Source organism: Mesorhizobium sp. M0571 (genome assembly GCF_040320985.1).
GTDB lineage: Bacteria > Pseudomonadota > Alphaproteobacteria > Rhizobiales > Rhizobiaceae > Mesorhizobium.
Window position 1 is genome coordinate 289853 of sequence record NZ_JAMYQT010000001.1, and the last position, 18603, is coordinate 308455.

Genomic DNA, 18603 nt, shown 5'->3' on the forward strand with positions numbered 1-18603 from the left:
GGCCCCCAGCCGGCCGCCGCCGGATTCTTTAAGCCTCAGGCGGCACTCGGCAGCAGCGGCCGCGTCCTGCCAAACGCGAGAGCAACGCCCGTTGCCAGCACCAACGCCATGCAGCCAAGAATGGTGATGTCGTGCAGCGTCGGCTTCAGCACCATGTCGGCGATGATCACGAGCATCACCGAATAGTCGAAGCGCGCAGCATTGAGAACGCGCTGGCCCTGGGCAAGCACTGCCGGCGTCACGCCATCCTTGGCGATCATACCGGCCATGCGGTCGGCAGTCGGCTTGAAGACGAACATGCCGATGCAGAAGGTCGTCGCATAACCGGCAAGGCCGATCAGCACCCACAGATCGGAAAAGCCGACCCAGAAGCCGCACATGATGAGGCCGAAGAGCAACGTCAGCATCGACATCGGCGCGAAGAACCGGTTGCCGAGCTCGCCGGTGGCGCGCATCGCCTGCAGCATGCCTTCGACGTTTCCAGCGCGATCGGCGCGGACCGCAAGCAGCATCAGCGTGAAGCCGCCGCCGACCCAGAGGATCGCCGAGACGATGTGCAGAAATTTAACGACCGAGTACCAGTCCATGGTTCGCTCCTTGAGAAATTTGATGATTGCCGGAGCGCAAGGTTTGCTCCGCCTCGTTGCGAGGAGCGGGCGTTTAGCGCGGCGCCTGTTTCGGAACGATGTCGCGCGGAGGGCGGTTTTGTTTCGGTATGTCGGTCACGATCTGGAGGAACCATTGCGCAAGCGCGTTGCTCCACTTTCCAGCCGGTGTTGCAAACGATCCTTAGCCGGTCGGCTGTGCTGTTACGGCACAGATGCTGGGCGCTTGATCGAAAAATATGCCCTTCGTTAAGGCTTCGTTAAGCTTTACAGGCGTTTACTATGCCCATCCAGTGATCTGGATTCTTACCGAGTGGTTGGAGCCACTTTGTTTGACGCCTCCCTGTTAAACTCCTGAGAGCCGCCTTATCCGCGGCTCTTTTTTTGTTCGTCGGCAAGGAGCCCTTGGCGTCAAATGGGGCCGTTAACCGTTTGTTAAACATGTGCTTGCCTTCGCTGCCGGCGAAGCGCATTTTCAAGCTTCAGTCGTTTAGGCTGCCGGATGTGACGGCCAAGAGCCAAATCGGCCGGCTGTTAGGCAAGTGCAGGGGCGTAGCAAATGAACGAGCCTTCGAAGGCCGGCGCGAAAACCATCAAACTGGCGGAGCGCCGGGTTTTCTCCCAATCCTTCAAGCCGCTCTATCAGGAAGGCATGGGCCTGGTCGAGCAGGCGGCCGAATATCTCGACGGCAAGGGCCGGGCCGAGGCCAAGAAGCTGTCGAGGCTGGCGGCGACACTTTATGCGGCCGAATCGATGCGGCTGACCACAAGGCTGATGCAGGTCGCCTCGTGGCTGCTTTTGCAGCGGGCGGCGAATTCCGGCGAGATGACCCGCGATCAGGTCGCCTCCGAAAAATCCAAGGTGCGTCTCGACACCGCCTCCGCGCATGAGGAGGCGCCCGGCTGGGCCGAACTGCCGAAGGATTTCGTCGACCTCGTCAACCGGTCGCTGCGCCTGCAGGCGCTGGTGCGCCGCATGGACGAGGAGATCTATGGCGGCCTCGCCGAGGTGCCGCCGTCGAGCCGTCGCCTCAATCCGGTCTCCGACCAGATCACGCTGCTGAACACGGCTTTCGCCCGCGGCTGACAGGCTGCTTGATAATTCTACTCTGACGGACACCTGGCGCGGTTTTCTGCGCTTCCGATGCTCACGGATCTAAAAGTCCGCTCCGCTTCGGTTCTCGCCTGTTTCTGGTTTGTTCACATTTCGCTGGCATCGCTGTCTGCCGGGGGTAAAGTTGGCGGATGGGGGAAGCGATTCGCATCATCGGCATCGATCCGGGACTTAGGCGCACCGGCTGGGGCATCGTCGAAAGCCTCGGCAATTCGCTGCGCTTCGTCGCTTCCGGCACCGTGCGGTCCGACGACAAGGCAACGCTGGCGGTGCGTCTTTGCCAATTGCATGACGGGCTTGTCGAGATCCTGCATGCCGCGATGCCGCACGAGGCGGCGGTCGAGCAGACCTTCGTCAACAAGGATGCCGTGGCGACGCTCAAACTCGGCCAGGCACGCGGCATCGCCATGCTGGTGCCGGCGCGTGCCGGCCTTGTCGTTGCCGAATATGCGCCAAACGCCGTCAAGAAGGCGGTGATCGGCGTCGGCCATGGCGACAAGAAACAGATCCACATGATGGTCAAGGTGCTGATGCCGAAGGCGACTTTCGACACCGACGACGCCGCCGACGCGCTGGCCATCGCCATCTGTCACGCGCATCACCGGCAGAGCATCGCCTACAGGATGGCGGCGCTGGCATGAGGTATCAGGCATGATCGGCAAGCTAAAAGGCACGCTGGACGAGATCGACGAGGATTTCTGCATCGTCGACGTGCATGGCGTCGGCTATGTCGCCTATTGCTCGGCGCGCACGCTGGCGGCATTGCCGCGGCCGGGCGAGGCAGTGGTGCTGTTCATCGAGACCTATGTGCGCGAGGACATGCTGCGGCTCTATGGATTCCAGTCGGTGCTGGAGCGCGAGTGGTTCCGGCTGTTGATGAACAATGTGCAGGGCGTCGGCGCCAAGGTCGCGCTGGCAATTCTCTCGACGCTGGCGCCGGCCGACCTCGCCAACGCAATTGCGTTGCGCGATATCGCCATGGTCAGCCGCGCGCCCGGCGTCGGCAAGAAGGTGGCGGAGCGCATCGTTACCGAATTGAAGAACAAGGCGCCGGCCTATGCGGGCACTGCGTCCGGCACCATCGGCCTGAAGCAGGAGCTCGGCGAGGGCGTCGCTTCGGCGCCGATCACCGACGCCGTCTCGGCGCTGGTCAATCTCGGTTATTCGCGCGACACCGCCGCCAATGCGGTGGCGGCGGCGCTGAAGACGGCAGGCGAGGAGGCGGACGCGTCGAAGCTGATCCGGTTCGGGCTGAAGGAGCTGGCACGGTGAGACGTTGCTTGTCCCGCACCTTGCCTTGTGCAAGGAAAGCGGCATGAGCCTTTCGCCACGCCTCATTGCTCCCGACAAACGCGGCGAGGACGCCGAGCAGACCTTGCGGCCGCAGACGCTTGGTGACTTCGTCGGCCAGGCGGCGGTGCGGGCGAATCTCAAAGTGTTCATCGAGGCCGCCAAGGGCCGCAGCGAAGCGCTCGACCACGTGTTGTTCGTCGGCCCGCCCGGCCTCGGCAAGACGACGCTGGCGCAAATCATGGCGCGCGAGCTCGGCGTCAATTTCCGCTCGACCTCCGGTCCGGTCATCGCCAAGGCCGGCGACTTGGCGGCGCTGCTCACCAACCTCGAAGACCGTGACGTGCTGTTCATCGATGAGATCCACCGGCTCAACCCGGCGGTCGAGGAAATCCTCTATCCGGCGATGGAAGATTTCCAGCTCGACCTGATCATCGGCGAGGGGCCGGCGGCGCGCTCGGTCAAGATCGACCTGGCCCGCTTCACGCTTGTCGCCGCCACCACCCGGCTCGGCCTTTTGACCAACCCGCTGCGCGACCGGTTCGGCATTCCGGTGCGGCTCAATTTCTACTCGGTCGAGGAACTCGAGCAGATCGTGCGGCGCGGCGCCCGCATCCTTGCCATGCCGCTCGGCGACGACGGTGCCTTGGAGATCGCCCGGCGGGCGCGCGGCACGCCGCGCATCGCCGGCCGGCTGTTGCGCCGGGTGCGCGACTTCGCCAGCGTTGCCGGCGACGGCCATGTCGACCGCAAGATCGCCGACGAGGCGCTGACGCGGCTGGAGGTCGACGGGCTCGGCCTCGACGCGCTCGACCGCCGCTATCTGTCGATGATCGCCCGGAATTTCGGCGGCGGGCCGGTCGGCATCGAGACCATCGCTGCCGGGCTTTCCGAGCCACGCGATGCCATCGAGGACATCATCGAACCCTTTCTGATCCAGCAGGGCTTCATCCAGCGCACACCGCGCGGCCGCGTGCTGGCGGCCAATGCCTGGCGGCATCTCGGCCTCGACGCGCCGAAGGACCTAGCGCAGCAGCAGATCAGCCTGTTCCAGGAGGAGCCCTAGCTTGCGGCTTCGTTGCCGATAGTCTCCGGAAACGGCAACGCCGCCAGCGAAAAACAGCCTCGCCCTCCAGGTCTTGATCATCGCCGGTCTATGCGCAAAACAGATGGTGCCAAAAACAGGTGCTGGTCGGGACCAAAAGGACAGCGCAATGGACGATCATGGTGACACGGCATTGTCCGCCGGGCTTTCCGGCGCGCTGACGGAATTCGGCCATCGATTGATGGCGCGCGTCTATTATGCCGACACCGATTTCTCCGGCGTCGTCTATCACGCGCGCTATCTCGAATTCTTCGAGCGCGGCCGTTCCGATTATCTGCGGCTGGCCGGCGTCCACCACACCGAGCTTGCCCAGGGCAAGCATGGCGAGAAAATAGTCTGGGTGGTGCGGCGCATGGAGATCGATTTCCGCGGTTCGGCCCGCATGGACGACATCCTGACCATTGACACACGCACCGAAGAGATTTCCGGCGCGCGGATCGTCATGGCGCAGCAATTGAAGCGCGGCAGCGAAGTGCTGGTCGAGGCGCGGGTCGAAGCGGCGATCGTCGGTGAGAACGGACGGCCGCGGCGCTTTCCCAAGGACTGGATCGCAGCCTTCATGCTCAGAACGCGCAAATAAGGGTTCAGAGGCCGGCAATTTCGGATCTCCCCCGGTCCGGGCTAGGATCGGCGGGCGACTCATCAGGGCGCGGCAATGCGCCGCGCTATACGTCCTAACCCATCCTTAACCATAACGGTCCATGAAGGGAATGGTTAAGATTGGGAGAATCCAAGCGCCTTCCTTTCACCAATATTTGCCCCGAAAAGGCCGCCAACGGTGCATTTGGGGTTATTCCGCAAGCCTAACGCGAACGGACCACAAGGGATGCCCATGGGCCAGCCGCCAGCCACGCCCGGAAAATCTTTAAGGACGTAACATGGAAAACATCGCTCTCGCCGAACCGGGCGCGCATTTATCGATTTGGGCCTTGTTCATGCAGGCCGGTTGGGTGGTCAAGCTGGTCATGATCGGGCTGCTTGGTGCCTCGATCTGGACCTGGGCGATCATCGTCGACAAGCTCGTCGCCTATGCCCGCATGCGGCTGGCGCTCAATCGCTTCGAACAGGTGTTCTGGTCGGGACAGTCGCTGGAAGAACTTTACCGCACGCTCGCCGACCGCAAAACGACCGGCATGAGCGCGATCTTTGTCGCCGCCATGCGCGAATGGAAGAAGAGTTTCGAGAAGGGCGCGAAATCGCCGCTCGGCCTGCAGACCCGCATCGACAAGGCGATGGATCTGGCGTTGACCCGCGAGATGGAAAAGCTGGAAGGGCGGCTCGGCTTCCTCGCCACCACCGGCTCGGCGGCGCCCTTTATTGGCCTGTTCGGCACGGTCATCGGCATCATGACCTCGTTCCAGGCGATCGCCGCCTCGAAGAACACCAGCCTTTCGGTGGTCGCGCCCGGCATCGCCGAGGCGCTGCTGGCGACGGCCATCGGCCTGCTCGCCGCCATCCCGGCCGTCATTGCTTACAACAAGCTGTCGTCGGACGCGAGCAAGATCGCGGTGCGCATGGAAGGGTTCGCGGATGAGTTCTCCGCCATACTCTCGCGCCAAATCGATGAAAAAGTCGCGCAGAAGGCCTGAGGAACGATCATGGGAATGTCCGTAAGCGCAGGTGGCGGAGGACGCGGCGGGCGCGGCCACAGGCGGCGCGGCCGCCATCACGCCCTGATCTCGGAGATCAACGTCACGCCGATGGTCGACGTGATGCTGGTGCTGCTGATCATCTTCATGGTCGCGGCACCGTTGCTGACGGTCGGCGTGCCGATCGACCTGCCGGATACGCAAGCCAAGGCGATGAACGCCGATACGCAGCCTATAACCGTGTCCATCAACTCGGCCGGTCAGATCTACCTCCAGGAAACCGAGATCCCGATCGAGGAATTGGTGGCCAAGCTGCAGGCGATCTCGAAGACGGGCTATGACGAGCGTATTTTCATCAGGGGTGACAAATCTACCGACTATGGCACGGCCATGAAGGTGATGGCCCGCATCTCGGCTGCCGGCTACAAGAATATCGGCCTGGTTTCACTGCAGGAACAGGATCAGTAGACGCAAGATGAGGACCGGCCTCACCACATCGGTGATCTTGCATACGGTGGCGATCGCCTTCGGGCTGTTCACGTTGTCCTCGCCGCCTGCGATGCCTGCGTCCGATGCGGAATCGGTGTCGGTCGAGATCGTGCCGATGGAAGCGACGGCACAGGTCCTGCAAGGCGACAAGAAGGCTGTGATGCACGACAAGCCGGCACCGCTACCGACGCAGCGTCCCGACATCGTTCCCGACGCCCAGAAAGTCGGCGAGAACAGCGTCGATACCGACAAGCCGCCGACACCTGAGCCCAAGCCCCAGCCAGTCGATATGACGGCGGCTCCGCCACCCGCGCCGACGCCGGTCGAAAAGCCCAAGCCCGAGGACGTGCCAAAGCCAAAGGAAGAGCCGAAGCCTATTCCCGCTACAGAGGTAGCGCCGGTGCCGCAGCCGAAGGAAGAGGTCAAGCCCGAACCGGTCAAGCAGACCGATCCCAAGCCGACGCCGGCCAAGGAGCCGACGCCCACGCCGCCGCAGGACAAGACTGCCGCGATCGATCCACAGCCCGAGGTCAAGCCGGATGCCGTCGCCGAGGCGATTGCCAAGGAACCGCCAACCGAGGAGGCGCAGCTTCCGGACTCGGCGCCGGCGCCCGAGGCTCGGCCGAAGCCGCAGCCGGTCCAGGCCGAAAGCGCCAAGGCGCCGGAGCGCAAGGATGCCGACAAGCCGGTCAAGGAAGCCTCATCCAAGCCGAAATCGGACGACAAGCAATTCAACGCCGACGAGATTTCGGCTCTGCTCGACAAGCGGAAGCCGGCCGGTGGCGGCGCCAAGCGCTCGACCCAACAGTCGTCGCTCGGCGGCGACAAGGACCAGGGCCAGAAGCTTTCGAAATCGGAGCAGGGGGCATTGGAGGCCCAGCTTGGTGGCTGCTGGACACTTCCGGTAGGGCTTGAGGGTTCGGAGGATTTCGTCGTCGTGGTCCGGTTTAATCTGGACGCCTCCGGTAAGTTGGATGGCCGGCCGAGCGTCGAAAAGTCGAGCGGAAACCGCCCGTTTGACGAAAGTGCCGTTCGCGCGGTTCAGAAATGCGATGTGGCCGGCCTGCAGGTTCCCGCGGGCAAGCAAGACATCTGGTCCGACGTTCGGGTCACCTTCGACCCCAGGGAGATGCTCGGCCTTTAGGGCCGGCGCCCACAGATTCAGCGAAGAGAAGCGAGAAGACATGAAATCCATCCTCAAGCCGCTCCTGACGATCGCAGCGATGGCGCTGGGTATGACTGTTGCGGTCACCCTGCCGGCACGAGCGCTCGTTGAGCTCAACGTCAACAAGGGCAATGTCGAGCCGTTGCCGATCGCCATCACCGATTTCCAGGGCGGCGATGCGCTTGGCGCCGAGATTTCTGGCATCGTCAGCGCCGACCTGAAACGCTCCGGCCTGTTCGCGCCGATCGACAAAAGCGCCTTTATCGAAAAGATCTCGAACCCGGATGCCACGCCGCGCTTCGAAGACTGGAAGGTGATCAATGCGCAGGCGCTGGTTACCGGCAGCGTTGGCAAGGAGGCAGACGGCCGCGTCCGCGCCCAGTACCGGCTATGGGACACCTTTGCCGGCCAGCAGATGTCCGGCGAGCAGTTCTTCGCCAACGACGCCAATACCAGGCGCGTCGCCCACATCATCGCCGATGCCATCTACGAACGGCTGACCGGCGAGAAGGGCTATTTCGACACGCGCGTCGTCTTCATCGACGAGTCCGGCGCCAAGAATGCGCGCAAGAAACGCCTCGCCATCATGGACCAGGACGGCGCCAACGTCCGCTATCTCTCGAACGGCAAATCGATCGTGCTGACGCCGCGCTTCTCGCCGAACCGGCAGGAAATCACCTACATGTCCTACGAGAGCGGCCAGCCGCGGGTTTACCTTTTGCAGATCGAGACGGGGCAGCGCGAACTGGTCGGCAATTTCCCCGGCATGACGTTTGCGCCGCGCTTTTCGCCGGACGGTCAGAAGGTAATCATGAGTCTTCTGCGCGACGACGGCAATTCCAACATCTTCGCCATGGATCTGAGAAGCCGCTCGACGACCAGGCTTACCAATTCGACCGCCATCGACACCTCACCGTCCTACTCGCCTGACGGCAGCAAGGTGGTGTTCACCTCGGATCGCGGCGGCCGCGCTCAGATCTATGTGATGGGCGCCGACGGCTCGGGCCAGACCCGCATCTCGTTCGGCGACGGCGTCTATTCGACGCCGGTGTGGTCGCCGCGCGGCGATCTCATCGCCTTCACCAAGCAGACCGGCGGCGAATTCCAGATCGGCGTCATGCGCACCGACGGTTCGGGCGAGCGCATCCTATCCACCGGCTTCCAGCAGGAAGGGCCGACCTGGGCGCCCAACGGCCGGGTGCTGATGTTCTTCCGCGATTCCAATGGTGGACCAAGACTTGTTTCGGTCGATCTCACCGGCCGCAACGAACAGTCGATCCCAACGGCGAACTTCGCCTCGGACCCGGCCTGGTCGCCGTTGCTGGAATAGAGGAATAGAGGAATAGGGGAACTGAGGAATAGAGGAACTGAGGAATAGAGGAACTGAGGAATTGAGGAACCGAGGAACTGACGAGTTGAAGAACTGAAGAATGGAGAAGGCAGCGGCCTACATCGAGCACGCGAGGGATTTGGAAGTCTACAAGCGTGCCTATGCGGTTTCCCTTGGGGTACACAGAGCCACGCTTGCTTTTCCGAAAATGGAGCAATACGCGCTCGCCGATCAACTTCGTCGTTCCAGCAAGGCGATCTGCGCCAATTTGGCTGAGGGTTTTGCCAAACAGACCCACTCCAAGCCCGAATTCGCACGGTTCATTTCGATGGCCATAGGGTCATGCAGTGAAGTGGAGACGTGGATTTCGTATGCGTTCGATCTCGAGTACATCACACAGGCGCAACGCGACGATTGGTTGCAATCCTATGCCCGCATCTACGGAATGCTGGTCAATCTCAGAGAGAAGCTGAGGTGATCTCTTTCCTCAATTCCTCAACTCTTCAATTCTTCAATTCCCTCTTTTTCATGTTTTGGCCGCATTTCCGCCTACGGTCCGCGCTCATTGTCGCCCTTGAGTAGCCCTCGGCAGAACGGTTGCGGACGGCAGCCGAAAACCAAATTTTAACCGTGTTTCTTGAGCGCTGGTTAACCCAAACGTGGTTACTGGAGGATCAATGAAATCACTCGAATTGCGAAGGAGAGGCGGCATGGGCCGTATCGCAGCACTTACCACAAACCCGGTCATGATCGCGCTGGTCGCGATGCTCGCGATCACCGGTTGCGCCTCGAAGAAGACGCCGAACAGCGCCGCCGATCTCGGCCTCAACGGCGCCGGCGCGGCAACGCCGGGCTCGGCCCAGGACTTTACCGTCAACATCGGCGACCGCATCTTCTTCGATACCGACTCGTCCTCGATCCGCGCCGACGCGCAGACGACGCTGTCGCGCCAGGCACAGTGGCTGAACCAGTACAAACAGTTTGCCATCGTCATCGAAGGCCATGCCGACGAGCGCGGCACGCGCGAATACAATCTGGCGCTCGGCGCCCGCCGTGCTGCCGCCACCCGCGACTTCCTGGTCGCCAAGGGCGTTTCGGCGCAGCGCCTGAAGACCATTTCCTACGGCAAGGAGCGTCCGGTCGCGGTTTGCGACGACATCTCCTGCTGGTCGCAGAACCGCCGCGCCGTAACCACACTAGGCGGCGCCGGTTCTTGATCGGCATAAATGCAACACTTGGTGCGAAAGGCGGCCAAAAGGCCGCCTTTTTCATATCTGCTCGCTCCAATTCCTACGACAAGGAGCGTCCGGTCGCGGTTTGCGACGACATCTCCTGCTGGTCGCAGAACCGCCGCGCCGTAACCACACTGGGCGGCGCCGGTTCTTGATCGGCATAAATGCAACACTTGGTGCGAAAGGCGGCCAAAAGGCCGCCTTTTTCATATCTGCTCGCTCCAAACAAAATTTGGCCGAAGTCTCACGTCCTGTTAAGAGCCGAGAGCGCCCGGCTGATCCTACTGGCTAGTCCCACTTGGCTGGTCCACTTCGGTTGGAAGGGCGCGCAACAGGCTAACGGTTTTCACGGCGAGAGGCACATGCATTTCAGAACGGTCTTGAGCGGCACGCTTGCGTTGCTGCTCGTATCAAGCACCGCCGCACTTTCTAGCGGGATCGGGGCAAGCGGCACCGGGCAATCCTCGGAAAGCGGATTTTCCTTCCACCTGCCGACGATCAAACTGCCCGGCATTTTCGGTGAAAAGAAAAAGCCGGATCAGGTTCAATTCGCGCAACAGGATGGCACCGGCACTCCGGCGCTGGAGGAACAGCTCCGGCAGATGAACGGCAAGATCGAGGAACTCAACTTCCAGGTCCTGCAGATGCAGGAGCAGATCCGCAAACAGCAGGAAGACAACGAATTCCGCTTCCAGCAGTTGGAAGGCGGTTCGCAAGGCGCGCAGCAGCCGGCCGAGCAGAAGAAGTCCGAGGCCGCGCCCAACAGCGACAGTAATGTGGCGGAGGCGCCGGCAACGCAGGCGCCGGCCGCTGCGGACACGCCGCCAGCCGGCGACAAGAGCGTCGAGGACGTCATCGTCGAATCGCCCACCGGCGATCCCGGCAAGCTGATCCCCGGCGCGCCGCCCAAGACGTTCGGCACCATCACCGTCGACAAAAACGGCAATGTCGTCGAAGCCGACGGCAATGCGCAGGCGAACGCGCCGGAGCAGAATACGGCCCCAGCCACCGGCGCCAACGCAGCCGGCAACAAGGCCGGCAAATCCGACGATACGGTGGTCGCGGCACTCCCCTCGACCAACGACCCGGAGGAGCTTTACCGCAACTCTTACCAGTTCATCCTGTCGGGCGACTACAGCACCGCCGAACAGGGTTTCCGCGACCACATCGCCCGTTTTCCCAAGGACGCCAAAGCGGCGGACGCGCACTACTGGCTCGGTGAATCGCTGCTCGGCCAACAGAAATACCGCGATGCGGCCGAGACTTTCCTCGCTGCCAGCAAGGACTATCCCAAGGCCAAGAAAGCGCCCGACATGCTGCTGAAGCTCGGCGTTTCACTGATCGGGCTGAAGCAGCGCGACGTGGCCTGTGCCACCTTCAGCGAGATCGGCAAGCGCTACCCCGATATTTCCGGCGCGCTCAAGGAGCGGGTCAAGCAGGAAAGGGCGCTAGCGGCGTGCTAGTTTTTCTGTTGCATGTCGTTGCCCCAAAATCGGGCCCACTTTTGGACGACATGCATGACGCTCGACACCGAGCCTGACCTTTCGGATTTTTCGCAGATCGACTTTTCCAACGGCGCTGTTGCGGCCGTGTCCGGCGGCAGCGACTCGACCGCCCTCCTCCTCCTCCTCAAAGCCCATCTCGACCGTACCGCGCCGGCAACGAAATTGCTGGCGGTGACGATCGATCACCAATTGCGGCCGCAAGCGGCAGCGGAAGCGAAAGCCGTGGCCAGGCTGTGCGCGGCGCGCGGCATTGCCCATCGCATCCTCGCCTGGTCGGGGCACAAACCGTCGACCGGCCTGCCCGCCGCCGCACGCGAGGCGCGATACCGGCTGCTCGCCGAGGCCGCCGAAGCGGCAGGCATCGGCCTGATCCTGACCGGCCACACCGCCGACGACCAGGCCGAGACCGTGCTGATGCGGCAAGCACGTGACGAGCGGCCAAGCGATGGGGGGCCGAGTGATGCGGGGCCAGGCGACGCTGGGCAAAGCGACGACGGGCCGCGCGACGAGCGGCGGGGCCTTGCCGGCATGGCGCCGGCAACCCTCTACGACTGGCGGCACTGGATCGTGCGGCCACTGCTCGGCGTGCGGCGTGCGGCGCTGCGCGAATTCCTCAGGCGTAAACAGGTCGCTTGGGCCGAGGACCCGACCAATGCCGACACTGCTTTCGAGCGGCCGCGCATCCGTGCAGCACTTGGCGATGGTGATGGTGCGCCTCGCGTGGCTGAAGCGATGGCGCTGGCCAGAAAGGCGGCGGTCGAGCGTGAGCAGTTAGGACACGGCGCCGCCATGCTGATCCGCAGTTTTGCCTCCAGGCCGGCCGCCGGCCTCGTCCGCCTCGATCGGGATTTTGCAACGGACGGTGACAGCCGGGCGGCGATCTATGCGCTGCGCATCCTGCTGGCGGCGACCGGCGGCACCGCCTTCCTTCCCGACCAGGCCCGCAGCGAGGCACTTTTCGACCGGCTCCGCAGCGGGCCGCTTTGTGCCACATTGTCGCGGAGCGTGGTCGATGCTCGGCGTACCGGTATCTTTCTGCATCGCGAATTGCGCGATCTGCCGCCCGCTGTTGCGGTTTCCAACAATGCCCTTTGGGATGGCCGCAGACGGATCACGTTGGGCGACAATTCAGGTGCATTGTTGATCGCGCCGCTGTTGGTAGCACCGCTCGGGGCGGCCCTTGCCGCAAAGCGGGCAATTGCCGGGCCTGGCACGTCGGCAAGCCTCGTACGTGCCGCCTTGGCCGCGGAGCCGGCGCTGTGGCGAGATGGCGAATGCCTTGGTTTGCCGGGGGAAGGCCCGATGCCGGCGGCGGTCGCCGCATATCCGGCAGTCGCGCCCTTCGCCCGTTTCCTGCCGTGCTTCGATCTGGCGCCGGCCGATGCCGTCGCCGCGTTGCTTGGCGCGGCGCCGATTCCAGCCGCGCCATTCGGCGGCCACAGTGCCGGCTTACCACGGGCGAAAGCTTAACCGAGACCTGCTGTTATGCTTGGCAAGGGGAGACGCTCTCCCTATGTTAGGCCCAAGTTTCCTCTCACGACGCGTGTCCGCCCAGCGGGCGCCAACGGGACAATTGATGAATCCGAATTATCGCAACCTCGCGCTCTGGGCGATCATAGCGGTCCTGCTCATCGCTCTCTTCAATCTTTTCCAGACGCCGCAGACGCGTGGAGCCTCGAGCGATGTCCCCTATTCGCAGTTCCTGCAGGAAGTCGCGGCGGGGCGGATCAAGACGGTGACCATCGCCGGCGCCCGCATCTCCGGAACCTACACCGACAGTTCAAACGGCTTCCAGACCTATTCGCCTGGGGATCCGTCGCTGGTTTCGCGGCTGCAAGACAAGAACGTCACCATCAATGCGCGTCCTGAATCCGACGGCTCCAATTCGCTGTTCGGCACCCTGATCTCCTGGCTGCCGATGATCCTCATCCTCGGCGTCTGGATATTCTTCATGCGCCAGATGCAGTCCGGTTCCGGCCGCGCCATGGGCTTCGGCAAGTCGAAGGCTAAGCTTTTGACCGAAGCGCATGGCCGCGTCACCTTCCAGGACGTCGCCGGCGTCGACGAAGCCAAGGAAGATCTGGAAGAGATCGTCGAGTTCCTGCGCGACCCGCAGAAATTCCAGCGGCTCGGCGGCAAGATCCCGCGCGGCGTGCTGCTCGTCGGTCCTCCCGGAACCGGCAAGACGCTGCTCGCCCGCTCGGTCGCCGGTGAAGCCAACGTGCCGTTCTTCACCATTTCCGGCTCGGATTTCGTCGAGATGTTCGTCGGCGTCGGCGCAAGCCGCGTCCGCGACATGTTCGACCAAGCCAAGAAGAACGCGCCTTGCATCATCTTCATCGACGAAATCGACGCAGTCGGCCGCCATCGCGGCGCTGGCCTCGGCGGCGGCAATGACGAGCGCGAGCAGACGCTGAACCAGCTGCTGGTCGAGATGGATGGCTTCGAATCCAACGAAAGCATCATCCTGATCGCCGCCACCAACCGGCCCGACGTGCTCGATCCGGCGCTGCTCCGGCCGGGCCGTTTCGATCGCCAGGTGGTGGTGCCGAACCCAGACATCGTCGGCCGCGAGAAGATCCTGAAGGTGCATGTGCGCAACGTGCCGCTGGCGCCCAATGTCGATCTCAAGGTGATCGCGCGCGGCACGCCGGGGTTTTCCGGCGCCGACCTGATGAACCTGGTCAACGAGTCCGCCCTGATGGCGGCGCGGCGCAACAAGCGCCTCGTCACCATGGCCGAATTCGAGGATGCCAAGGACAAGATCATGATGGGCGCCGAGCGACGCTCGTCGGCGATGACGCAGGCCGAGAAGGAGCTGACCGCCTATCACGAGGCCGGCCACGCCATCCTGGCGCTCAACGTGCCGTCGGCCGATCCGCTGCACAAGGCGACCATCATCCCGCGCGGCCGGGCACTCGGCATGGTCATGCAACTGCCGGAAGGCGACCGCTATTCGATGAGCTACAAATACATGATCTCGCGCCTCGCCATCATGATGGGCGGCCGCGTCGCCGAGGAGTTCAAATTCGGCAAGGAGAACATCACCTCGGGTGCCTCCTCCGATATCGAACAGGCGACCAAGCTGGCGCGCGCCATGGTGACGCGCTGGGGCTTCTCCGACAAGCTCGGCCATGTCGCCTATGGCGACAACCAAGAGGAGGTGTTCCTCGGCCATTCGGTGGCGCGCACGCAGAACATCTCGGAAGAGACGGCGCAGATCATCGACGCCGAAGTGCGCCGGCTGATCGACGAAGCCTATTCGACGGCAAGATCCATCCTGACCAAGAAAAAGAAGGAATGGATCGCGCTGGCGCAAGGCCTGCTCGAATACGAGACGCTGTCCGGCGAGGAGATCAAGCAGCTGATCGCCGGCAACAAGCCCGCACGCGACCTTGGCGACGACACGCCGCCGAGCCGTGGCTCGGCCGTGCCGAAGTCCGGTCGCCGCAAGAAAGGCCCCGAGCCCGAAGGCGGCATGGAACCCCAGCCGTCAAGCTAGGCTCCGGCCCAGGAGAGATCGACTTCGAAACGCCGCGGTTTTGACCGCGGCGTTTTTCTTTTGATGACGGTCAATCTCACCTGTTCGCGAGGCGCTAAAGCTGCCGATCTCCCTCTCGTGGGGAAGATGCCAAGTGGTCGCAAAAGAGGGCCGGACGGAGGGGGCGCGAAGGAACACGACTTTGCAATCGTCCTTGAGCATCGATTCCGGCAATACGAATGGGGTGAGCCGGTGAAGGGAATTCGCGTTTTTCTGCCGGCCGCAACGCATTTTGTTCTTGCTTTGTTCCGGCAGCTATGCTATTAGTTTGAGTATGGTGCTGATTGGCGCCGACGACCCGCCCGCCGAGGCGGGTTTTTTGTTTCAGGCTTTTTGAAAGTTCCGGCGTTGCCGGCCTGACGCTGGCGGGACAGCGCCCCCCTGTCCTGCCGGACATCTCCCCCCACAAGGGGCCGGCCATTGCATATGAAGTCCCCTCATCCGGCCGCTTTGCGGCCACCTTCTCCCCGCCGGGGAGAAGAGCCTGGCATCAACGCTGGCGACCCGGGTGAGGGGCACTTGCCCATATGCGATTGCCCTGCCCGTCGTAGGGAGATCGGCACCTTCGACGTTTCGCGCAGCCCGCAAGGAAGTTGGCAAAGGGTTGAGCATGACCTCGGGAGGGCCGTCACATTGCTCGGCCACAACAAAAAGCCCGCGAACCTTGCGGCTCGCGGGCTCATATCGTCAGATGATGGCGCCGGTCAGCTCTTCAGCTTGGAGTTGCAGAGGCTGTAGAAGCCGCCGCCCTTCTGGATCCACCTGAGGCCGCCCAGCGTGTTGGCGTCCTTGTTGGCGTAATACAGGTCGAGGCAAGTATGCATGCGGCCCTTGGCCGGGGTCTCGGTTGCGTATTTTTTGGAGATCGCCGTCGGGAATTTCACGCCCTGGGGGGCGGTGATGGTCGGCGGTTGCGGATCGCCGGTGTACTTGGCATCGGGAGCCGGCAGGGTTTCGTCGTCGGCGGCACCGGTGCCGCATTGGCTCTTGCGGAAGTCGTTCCACTTCATGCCGTTCAGAGTATTGCCGGACTTGGCGGCCTGATATTTGGCGCTGCAATCCGCCATGCTGAGGCCTTTGCCGGTATCGGTCGCCGCGGCCGTCGTCGCCTTGGCAGGTGCGGCGGCGGGCTGTGCCGCTGCAGTTGCGCCGGCGGCGCATTCACTCTTGCGGAAATCGTTCCATTTCATGCCGTTGAGCGTGCCGGCAGCCTTGGCGGCCTGGTATTTGGTGCTGCATTCCTTGGCCGTCAGCCCAGGCGCCGCGTCATCGCTGGTGGCCGCCGCTGCTTTGGTCGTGGCGGCAGGCTGTGCGGCTGCAGTTGCGCCGGCAGCGCATTCGGTCTTGCGGAAATCGTTCCACTTCATGCCGTTCAGCGTGCCGGCGGCTTTTGCCGCCTGGTACTTGGTGCTGCACTCCTTCGCCGTCAGGCCCGGCGCCGCATCGTCGGCGGCAGCTGCCTTGGTGGTGTCAGCGGCCTTTGCCGTGGTCTTGGCCGGCTTGGTGTCGGTCGTAGCAGCAGCAGTGGCATCGGTGCCGCATTGGGCCTTGCGGAACTGGTTCCAGTTCTGCCCGTCAAGCGTTCCCGCATCCTTGGCCGCGTTATACTTGGTGCTGCACTCGGCCATGGTCAGCGCGTTGGCCGGCGCTGCCAGGAACAAAGTGACGACGGCAATGCCCGTCAAAGTCGCAAGTCGATGGATTAGCATGGCGTTTTCTCCATTGTGCCGCCCATTATATGTCCCTGGCGAATCAATAGCGCTCAACGGCCGGTTGCGCCAGATGCTAAGTGCGAGCGAGAAGGCCGGAAGATGCTTTCTTTGCGATAGGGTGATGAAATCGTTGCCACCTTATTGTTCTCCAAGGTAGATGTTTGGGGATGTATTCGCCCACGGCTACGCCCAGCTTCGGACCGCGAGACTATCTCATCGGATAGTCAGTCATGCCGGCCGGCGCCGTCGATCCGAAATTTGCCTTCGGCGAGAATGGTTCACCTTTAACACCCTTTGGGAACGTCCCTTGGCCGGCGTGACACAAAACACACAAGACAAAGGTTTTATAAGGATTAGTCGTCCATAATCATACAATGTGATGACAGAGCTCGGCCGATTTTATGGCATGAGATGCTCGGAAAGAACCATCAGGAAGCTGGCTAGCATGGCAGGACATTATTTCGGTACGGACGGCATTCGCGGGCGCGCCAACAAGTTTCCAATGACGGCGGAGGTCGCCATGAGGGTCGGCATGGCCGCCGGCCTCTCGTTTCAGCGCGGCAGCCACCGCCATCGCGTCGTGCTCGGCAAGGATACCAGGCTTTCCGGCTACATGATCGAGAACGCGATGGTGTCCGGGCTGTGCGCCGCCGGCATGGATGTCTTCCTGCTCGGCCCGATCCCGACGCCCGCGGTTGCAATGCTGGTGCGCTCGCTGCGCGCCGATATCGGCGTGATGATCTCTGCCTCGCACAACCCCTATTACGACAACGGCATCAAGCTGTTCGGCCCCGATGGCTACAAGCTGTCCGACGAGATCGAGGAGCGCATCGAGGGGATGCTCGACAAGGATATCGAACTGGCGCTCGCCGATTCCGATGGGCTCGGCCGTGCCAAACGCGTCGACGGCGTGCATGACCGCTATATCGAATTCGCCAAGCGCACGCTGCCGCGCTCGATGTCGCTGTCGGGCTTGCGCATCGTCGTCGATTGCGCCAATGGCGCCGCCTACAAGGTGGCCCCCGACGCGCTGTGGGAACTTGGCGCCGAGGTCGTTGCCATCAATGTCGAGCCCAACGGCTTCAACATCAACAAGGAATGCGGCTCGACCCATCCGGCCGGCCTGCAAAAGAAGGTGCACGAAGTACGCGCCGATATCGGCATAGCGCTCGACGGCGATGCCGACCGCGTCGTTATCGTCGACGAGAACGGCGCGATCGTCGATGGCGACCAGATCATGGCGCTGATCGCCGAATCCTGGCATCAGAGCGGACGGCTGGCCGGCGGCGGCGTCGTCTCGACGGTGATGTCCAATCTCGGCCTCGAACGCTTCCTCGGCGACATGAACCTGCAGTTGCATCGCACCAAGGTCGGCGACCGCTATGTCGTCGAGCACATGCGTGCCCATGGGCTCAATGTCGGCGGCGAACAGTCGGGCCACATCGTGCTGTCCGATTTCTCGACCACCGGCGACGGCCTTGTCTCGGCGCTCCAGGTGCTCGCCTGCATCAAGCGGCAGAACCGGCCGGTCAGCGAGCTGTCGAAGAAATTCGAGCCGGTGCCGCAGCTGTTGAAGAACGTGCATATTTCCGGCGGCAAGCCGCTGGAGGAGGCGCCAGTCAAGGCAGCGATCGAAGATGCGCGCCATCGCCTCGGCAAGGCCGGGCGCCTGGTCATCCGGCCATCCGGCACGGAGCCGCTCATCCGTGTCATGGCGGAGGGCGACGACCCACAACTCGTCGAGTCCGTCGTCAACGACATCGTCGAGGTCATTTCGGAAACGCGCAGCGCCGCCTGATCTCGCCAACAAGGTTGTCAGTTCGAAAGCCCGCTTCGGCGGGCTTTTTTGTTGGATCCTCTGTCAGTCCTGCTACAGCAACGGCCGCCAGATTCATCGAATTTTACGGAGTCGTGGTTAATCGATAC

Annotated in this window: 17 protein-coding genes and 1 pseudogene; 16 read left to right on the plus strand and 2 right to left on the minus strand. The window is 62.8% G+C overall.

Annotated elements, in window-relative coordinates:
* Positions 1–35: 35 nt before the first annotated feature.
* Positions 36–587 (minus strand): DUF2269 family protein, encoded by a 552-nt coding sequence (locus tag NKI85_RS01375; protein ID WP_352522868.1) that lies wholly within the window; start codon positions 585–587, stop codon positions 36–38.
* A 577-nt stretch (positions 588–1164) separates the two neighbouring features.
* Between NKI85_RS01375 and rcdA the strand changes: the two genes are divergently transcribed.
* From rcdA to ftsH, 15 genes and pseudogenes are all read left to right on the plus strand, one after another.
* On the plus strand, positions 1165–1692 hold the full coding sequence (gene rcdA / locus NKI85_RS01380) for a protease adaptor protein RcdA (RefSeq protein WP_352775441.1): 528 nt from the start codon (positions 1165–1167) through the stop codon (positions 1690–1692).
* Between the two features lie 158 nt (positions 1693–1850).
* Positions 1851–2360 (plus strand): crossover junction endodeoxyribonuclease RuvC, encoded by a 510-nt coding sequence (gene ruvC / locus NKI85_RS01385; RefSeq protein ID WP_352775443.1) that lies wholly within the window; start codon positions 1851–1853, stop codon positions 2358–2360.
* A gap of 10 nt (positions 2361–2370) precedes the next feature.
* Positions 2371–2991: a Holliday junction branch migration protein RuvA gene (gene ruvA, locus NKI85_RS01390; protein ID WP_023678001.1), complete on the plus strand. Its 621-nt coding sequence runs from the start codon at positions 2371–2373 to the stop codon at positions 2989–2991.
* Between the two features lie 43 nt (positions 2992–3034).
* On the plus strand, positions 3035–4075 hold the full coding sequence (gene ruvB, locus NKI85_RS01395) for a Holliday junction branch migration DNA helicase RuvB (protein WP_352775446.1): 1041 nt from the start codon (positions 3035–3037) through the stop codon (positions 4073–4075).
* A 148-nt stretch (positions 4076–4223) separates the two neighbouring features.
* Complete coding sequence (gene ybgC / locus NKI85_RS01400) at positions 4224–4694, plus strand: tol-pal system-associated acyl-CoA thioesterase (RefSeq protein WP_352775449.1); 471 nt, start codon at positions 4224–4226, stop codon at positions 4692–4694.
* 298 nt (positions 4695–4992) lie between these two features.
* Positions 4993–5703 (plus strand): protein TolQ, encoded by a 711-nt coding sequence (gene tolQ, locus NKI85_RS01405; RefSeq protein ID WP_023677997.1) that lies wholly within the window; start codon positions 4993–4995, stop codon positions 5701–5703.
* 9 nt (positions 5704–5712) lie between these two features.
* Positions 5713–6171 (plus strand): protein TolR, encoded by a 459-nt coding sequence (gene tolR / locus NKI85_RS01410; protein ID WP_352522864.1) that lies wholly within the window; start codon positions 5713–5715, stop codon positions 6169–6171.
* 7 nt (positions 6172–6178) lie between these two features.
* Complete coding sequence (tolA, locus tag NKI85_RS01415; RefSeq protein ID WP_352522863.1) at positions 6179–7336, plus strand: cell envelope integrity protein TolA; 1158 nt, start codon at positions 6179–6181, stop codon at positions 7334–7336.
* A 79-nt stretch (positions 7337–7415) separates the two neighbouring features.
* Positions 7416–8687 (plus strand): Tol-Pal system beta propeller repeat protein TolB, encoded by a 1272-nt coding sequence (tolB, locus tag NKI85_RS01420; protein ID WP_352775597.1) that lies wholly within the window; start codon positions 7416–7418, stop codon positions 8685–8687.
* A 100-nt stretch (positions 8688–8787) separates the two neighbouring features.
* Complete coding sequence (locus NKI85_RS01425) at positions 8788–9165, plus strand: four helix bundle protein (RefSeq protein ID WP_352522861.1); 378 nt, start codon at positions 8788–8790, stop codon at positions 9163–9165.
* A gap of 232 nt (positions 9166–9397) precedes the next feature.
* Positions 9398–9904 (plus strand): peptidoglycan-associated lipoprotein Pal, encoded by a 507-nt coding sequence (gene pal / locus NKI85_RS01430; protein WP_352523065.1) that lies wholly within the window; start codon positions 9398–9400, stop codon positions 9902–9904.
* A 71-nt stretch (positions 9905–9975) separates the two neighbouring features.
* Positions 9976–10074, plus strand: a pseudogene (locus tag NKI85_RS01435) (peptidoglycan-associated lipoprotein Pal); the annotation flags it as partial.
* Positions 10075–10281: 207 nt separating this feature from the next.
* A complete protein-coding gene (gene ybgF / locus NKI85_RS01440) occupies positions 10282–11382 on the plus strand; it encodes a tol-pal system protein YbgF (RefSeq protein ID WP_352522860.1) in 1101 nt (366 codons plus the stop codon).
* A 54-nt stretch (positions 11383–11436) separates the two neighbouring features.
* Positions 11437–12894: a tRNA lysidine(34) synthetase TilS gene (gene tilS, locus NKI85_RS01445; RefSeq protein WP_352522859.1), complete on the plus strand. Its 1458-nt coding sequence runs from the start codon at positions 11437–11439 to the stop codon at positions 12892–12894.
* A 106-nt stretch (positions 12895–13000) separates the two neighbouring features.
* Entirely contained in the window at positions 13001–14926 is a 1926-nt protein-coding gene (gene ftsH, locus NKI85_RS01450; protein ID WP_352522858.1) for an ATP-dependent zinc metalloprotease FtsH, read from the plus strand.
* 743 nt (positions 14927–15669) lie between these two features.
* Here the strand turns inward: ftsH and NKI85_RS01455 are convergent.
* Positions 15670–16332: a hypothetical protein gene (locus NKI85_RS01455; protein ID WP_502896075.1), complete on the minus strand. Its 663-nt coding sequence runs from the start codon at positions 16330–16332 to the stop codon at positions 15670–15672.
* A gap of 790 nt (positions 16333–17122) precedes the next feature.
* Here NKI85_RS01455 and glmM point away from each other — a divergent pair.
* The gene (gene glmM / locus NKI85_RS01460; protein WP_352494163.1) at positions 17123–18475 is read left to right on the plus strand and encodes a phosphoglucosamine mutase; all 1353 of its coding nucleotides are present in this window, start codon (positions 17123–17125) and stop codon (positions 18473–18475) included.
* Positions 18476–18603 lie beyond the last annotated feature (128 nt).